The sequence below is a fragment of the Methylobacterium sp. J-076 genome (assembly GCF_022829405.1).
Lineage (GTDB): Bacteria > Pseudomonadota > Alphaproteobacteria > Rhizobiales > Beijerinckiaceae > Methylobacterium.
Map to the genome: position 1 here is coordinate 1 of NZ_JAKSXW010000119.1, position 4,366 is coordinate 4,366.

The window sequence follows — 4,366 nt, forward strand, 5'->3', positions numbered from 1 at the left end:
CGACGTTGCCGATGATGAAGGCCCCGATCGCGGCACCGAGGATGATGACGAACTCGAAGGGCTGCCAGAGGACTTGCAGGTGGCCGCCCATCTGCGCGTAGCTGCCGAAGACGCAGCCGAAGACGATCAGTGTGCCGACGATCAGCCGCATGATTTACCATCCTTGGGCCGCGGCAGGTACAGCCTGCGCGAAGCTACCAATGATCTTGCAATCACTGATTACAGTTAACAGCGAGTTTCGAGCCCTGGCCGGAGCGCGGCGGCGGCGTCCGCTGTGAGGCGTCGATGCCCGGACGCGGACCGGCCGAGCTCCGCCCGAACCCGCCCCACGGCCGCGTTCGCCCTGGTGTCGGGCCGGCGGCACCGCTTGGCCGGCGATGGGCGCCGGGGGAGCGTGTCAGGCGTGACGGCTCGTCACCCTCGCGGCACCTACAGGGGGCTCGAGAGCCACGCCTCGATCCGTTCGGCGAGCCATTCCGCGGGGCCACTGGCCGCGAACCACAGCAGCAGGCCGAACATCGCCACGAGCGTCAGGTTGTCCACCCGGTCGCCGCCGAGGGCGCCGAAGGCCACCAACAGGAGGATGACGGCGAGCACGCCCGTCGCAATCTGGAGGGAGCCGGCGATGCGCCGGACCCGCATCCGGCGGCCGAACTCCAAGCGCCGATCCGCCCAGTCCTTATCCGCACTCACCGCACGCCTCGCCGGTTCCGGACCATCCTGCATCTCGCCCGCCGCTCCGGTTCAGCACCGAACGGCACGGGGCCGGAACCAGGGCGTCCCGGACTACAGCCTGCCTAAGAGGCTGCTGTAAACAGGATGACCTCGGCGCCGCCCTTCGACGTTCCGCGGTGCTCAGCGCCGACGGGGACGACACAGCATTGCCCCGGGGCGAGGTTCAGCGTCCGGTCTCGGAATTCGACCTGGAAATCGCCGCTCCAGACGATGGCGGTCTCGGCCGTCTCCGCATGGCGATCCCAGCGACCCTCGCCCCCGCCGGCAACCCGAACCAGCCGCACGGCGACACCCCCGAGGACGGTCGTGCTCTCACGCTGCTCGGTCTTTGCCAGGCGGCCGAACTCCGCGGCGAAATCGAACCCGCTCTCGATCATCGTGCTCTCTCCCGCCGTGAGGCCAGCCGGCGAGAAACCGCTCCCGCCGCGTCCCATGAAGGCGTTCGCCCGCCGCATGGACCCGACGACGCTTCGCGGGACCCGGTGGCCGGACCGATAGATCATACTGGGGAGGCCGCCCCATGCGCCACCGCCGTGGTGCCGGAGCCGGCCGGTAGGGGTGCGCCCCGACGCACACGGGGGGGCGGCGCTGATGCCGCCTGGACCCTTCGAGCGGCCGATGATCGCGGTCGATCAGGGCCGCACGTGGCTGGCGAAGGCGTTGGCCGCGAACGGCTCCATGAACTGGACCGCGATGCCCCGCGGGATCAGCCGCACCACGGTGGCGTAGCGCGCGCCGACCCGCACGCGCGTGCCGACGAAGGGCAGCGCATCGGTGCTCAGGTCGATCGCGGCCCCGGACAGGGAGATGTTGTGGATCGTGCCCGGCAGCACGATGTTCTCGCCGAGCCGAACTTCGACCGCACGGTGTTGCGGCACGATGCGGGGCGCCCCGCGCAACTCGGCGTGCTGCAGGCACCGCTTCGCGTGCCATTCGAGCCGGGTGGCGACGCGGCCGCGACGATCTTCGGGGATCTTCAGATCGAGGATGAAGCCCTGGGAGGTCAGGCTCGAGATCCTGCCGGGCAGGATACCGATGTAGTCGAGGGAGCACACGACGACCTGCCCCACCTCGACCCGGGCCCCGGCGACGATCTCGACCGCTTGCAGGCTGATCTTCTGCACGCGGCACGGGAACTCGGTCCCGCCGGCGAGCATCGCCCGACCACGGATGACGGGATCGGAGTGGACACTCTGTTTGCCCGAAGTCCGAACCTGATTGAGATCGCCCGGTGTACTTGACCCCATCGCCGCCTGCCCCTTTCCAAGGTCTTGACGTCGAACCCCGCTGACACGCGAGGATAGTCGATCAAGCCGACACTTCGGTCTACAGCTTGCGGGTTTCTGTAGCTCCAAATTCCTAATCAAGTATGTATCGCTGACCGTACCAGTAGAGATGGTGGTTTAACTGGTCCTTGTCCACTAATTATGTGACCCAAAGCCGCAGTCGCTACTACCATCGATGTCTATATCCAATTCCATCTCGCATTTTGCATTCACTTGCCCAAACGCCTCCTTAGAACAATAATCCTATCGAGGCTGCCGGCAGCACCGTCCGACCCGAGGATGATGGGGCGGAGCGCCTGCGCGGGGGAAGTCGCCACGGGCAGGACGATTGGTTTACGGATCGTGACTAATGCAACCTCAGATATAGCGCGTTAACCGACAAACAGCGCAGATTCGGCTCTTTAAGCTCCGTAGAACGGCTCTGATTTAGAGGTGCCTTCAAGCAAAAGAACTGCAGGGAGCCAAAGTGCTTTCGTTGGCATCGACCCGTAAACTCGCGAAATTGCTGCCCATGCTGGCGAGCGATCAGGATGGGGAAGTCGCCGGTGCCGCCAGGGCGATCGGTCGTGCGCTGGCTGCTGACAACCTCGATTTTCATGACCTCGCCCGTATCCTCATCGGCCGCAGCGAGGGTGAGTTCAGGCAGAGCGAAGACGGCGACGCGAGGCCCAGCCATCGACACGCGGACGCGCCGGATGGACCGCCCGAGGATCGGCGCTTCGAAACCCGCTTCAGAAAGGTGTTGCAGGCGGGCAAGATCCTGCTGCCGAGCGGCGGCATTCTCGATTGCCGATTGAGAAATCGCTCCGCGAATGGCGCCTTGCTGGAGCTGGCGAGCCTGATCGGCGTACCCGATCAGTTCATCCTGCGCGTCCCCTCGACGGACGAGATGTTCGGCGTGCAGGTCATCTGGCGCGGCGATCGGGAGATCGGTGTTCGTCGGCTCTGAGGGGGCCGCGCGATGCGGCGATCCTCCCGGCATCCGGCCGCAGTGCTCTTTTAGCGTGTCGGAGCTGCGTTCCGGGAGGCGGGCCGGCGACGTGCCGGACCGGGGAAATCGCCTGCTTCCAAAGGAGCCCGGCGCCCGCCCGGCTCTGCCGTGGCGGGTTTGCGCCTGTCCGGGTCCCGGCGCGGGACTGCCGACGAATCGCCCTTGAGACGGCGCGCTAACCGCCTGCTGCCATGCCCTCATCAGGCCGCGTCGCGTATCGGCCCCGCTGGTGAGATCGGACGCTCCCCCACCCCGTGAGCAGATCGGGGTGGGGCCGGGCGGCCGGGCGCGGTAGTGGATGCGGCTACTCCGCCTTGCGGTGTCCGCGCCCGTGCTGCTCCTTGCCGGCACCGGCTGCGGCGGCGGCTTCCTTCTCCGCCTTCCCGACGGTCGCGGAGCTTGTCGCCGCGTCGCTCGTGGCACCGTCCGGTGCGTTCGACGCCGCCGCCTTGGGCTGCCCCTTGCCCTCCGTCGGCGCCTCGGCCTTTCCGCCTTCGAGAACCTCGGGGTGACCGGCGCCGGCCTTCGCGCTTCCGGCCTCCTGGACCTCGGCCGTCTTCTGCGCCTGTGCGCTCACCGTCTCGTGCTGCTGCCCGTCACCGGATTGACCCTTGGCTGGGTTCGACATCGCAAGCTCCTCCATCGTGGTCCGCGGCAACCGCTCACATCGGCCGCGGTTCGGGCGAGCCCGTCCCGTGCGACGAAAGGCCGAGCGTAGTCCTCCGCCCCGCTCGCCCCCTCCGACCCTGGGCTGTGCCCGGGGGCCGGCGGGCGAACTCTCAGGTGTCGGCCGCGCCTCGCCCTCGCCAAGCTCGCGGCGATGGGCATCGAGAGCGTCGCCGACCTGCGCGGCCCCGATCCACGGCCGGTGCGCAGGGGGCTGACCAGCGTCGGCGAGACCATCTCTGCGCTGAGACCCAAGCGTCGATCGCCGGGGGGCAAGTGGTGGGGGGGGACAGCTCGGACGCGCCCAATGCGCGAACGAGGACAGGGCGCGCTGGCGGAAGGGGTGTCCGCCTGGATCGGAAACATTACCTTTTGTCGTCATAGTGATAGCCTTCGCAGCGATGAGCCTACCCACGTTTTGTCCCACGCCAAGATTGCGCTTTGTGGTGAGTTGCGTTCGTGAGGCCCGGCTGGGGTTGGAGGAGGAGTGGCGAAGTTTGCCACTCCTGAGGCCACGCGAGCGTCCGGGCCGGGGTATCAGTGGCGCGGATAGCCGAACGAATAGCCGGCGCGGTGAGCGAACCTGTCCGCCTGCTTCATGCGATCACGGGAGCGATCAATCGCCGCCTCCGCGTGCGACATGAGCATGTCGGATCGGGCCATCTCGAAACGAGCCATCCGCACCTCG

The 4,366-nt window shown here is 67.5% G+C and carries 6 protein-coding genes and 1 pseudogene; 2 read left to right on the plus strand and 5 right to left on the minus strand.

What is annotated here, in order from left to right; all coding sequences use genetic code 11:
• The 4 genes from MKK53_RS25575 to MKK53_RS12345 all read right to left on the minus strand — a co-directional run.
• Positions 1 to 151, minus strand: a 151-nt coding sequence (locus MKK53_RS25575; protein WP_313901545.1) for a motility-associated protein, incomplete at its 3' end; no start/stop codon positions are given.
• A gap of 278 nt (positions 152 to 429) precedes the next feature.
• A complete protein-coding gene (locus MKK53_RS12335) occupies positions 430 to 693 on the minus strand; it encodes a hypothetical protein (protein ID WP_243928999.1) in 264 nt (87 codons plus the stop codon).
• 104 nt (positions 694 to 797) lie between these two features.
• Positions 798 to 1,112, minus strand: coding sequence for a cupin domain-containing protein (locus MKK53_RS12340; protein ID WP_243929000.1), 315 nt, complete (start codon positions 1,110 to 1,112; stop codon positions 798 to 800).
• A gap of 255 nt (positions 1,113 to 1,367) precedes the next feature.
• On the minus strand, positions 1,368 to 1,892 hold the full coding sequence (locus tag MKK53_RS12345; RefSeq protein WP_243929001.1) for a PilZ domain-containing protein: 525 nt from the start codon (positions 1,890 to 1,892) through the stop codon (positions 1,368 to 1,370).
• A 640-nt stretch (positions 1,893 to 2,532) separates the two neighbouring features.
• Between MKK53_RS12345 and MKK53_RS12350 the strand changes: the two genes are divergently transcribed.
• The gene (locus MKK53_RS12350; RefSeq protein WP_243929002.1) at positions 2,533 to 2,970 is read left to right on the plus strand and encodes a hypothetical protein; all 438 of its coding nucleotides are present in this window, start codon (positions 2,533 to 2,535) and stop codon (positions 2,968 to 2,970) included.
• Positions 2,971 to 3,316: 346 nt separating this feature from the next.
• On the opposite strand, the gene MKK53_RS12355 is transcribed toward MKK53_RS12350, so the two are convergent.
• On the minus strand, positions 3,317 to 3,640 hold the full coding sequence (locus MKK53_RS12355) for a hypothetical protein (protein WP_243929003.1): 324 nt from the start codon (positions 3,638 to 3,640) through the stop codon (positions 3,317 to 3,319).
• Between the two features lie 142 nt (positions 3,641 to 3,782).
• Here MKK53_RS12355 and MKK53_RS25725 point away from each other — a divergent pair.
• Positions 3,783 to 3,916: pseudogene (locus tag MKK53_RS25725) on the plus strand (Y-family DNA polymerase); the annotation flags it as partial.
• Positions 3,917 to 4,366: the final 450 nt, after the last annotated feature.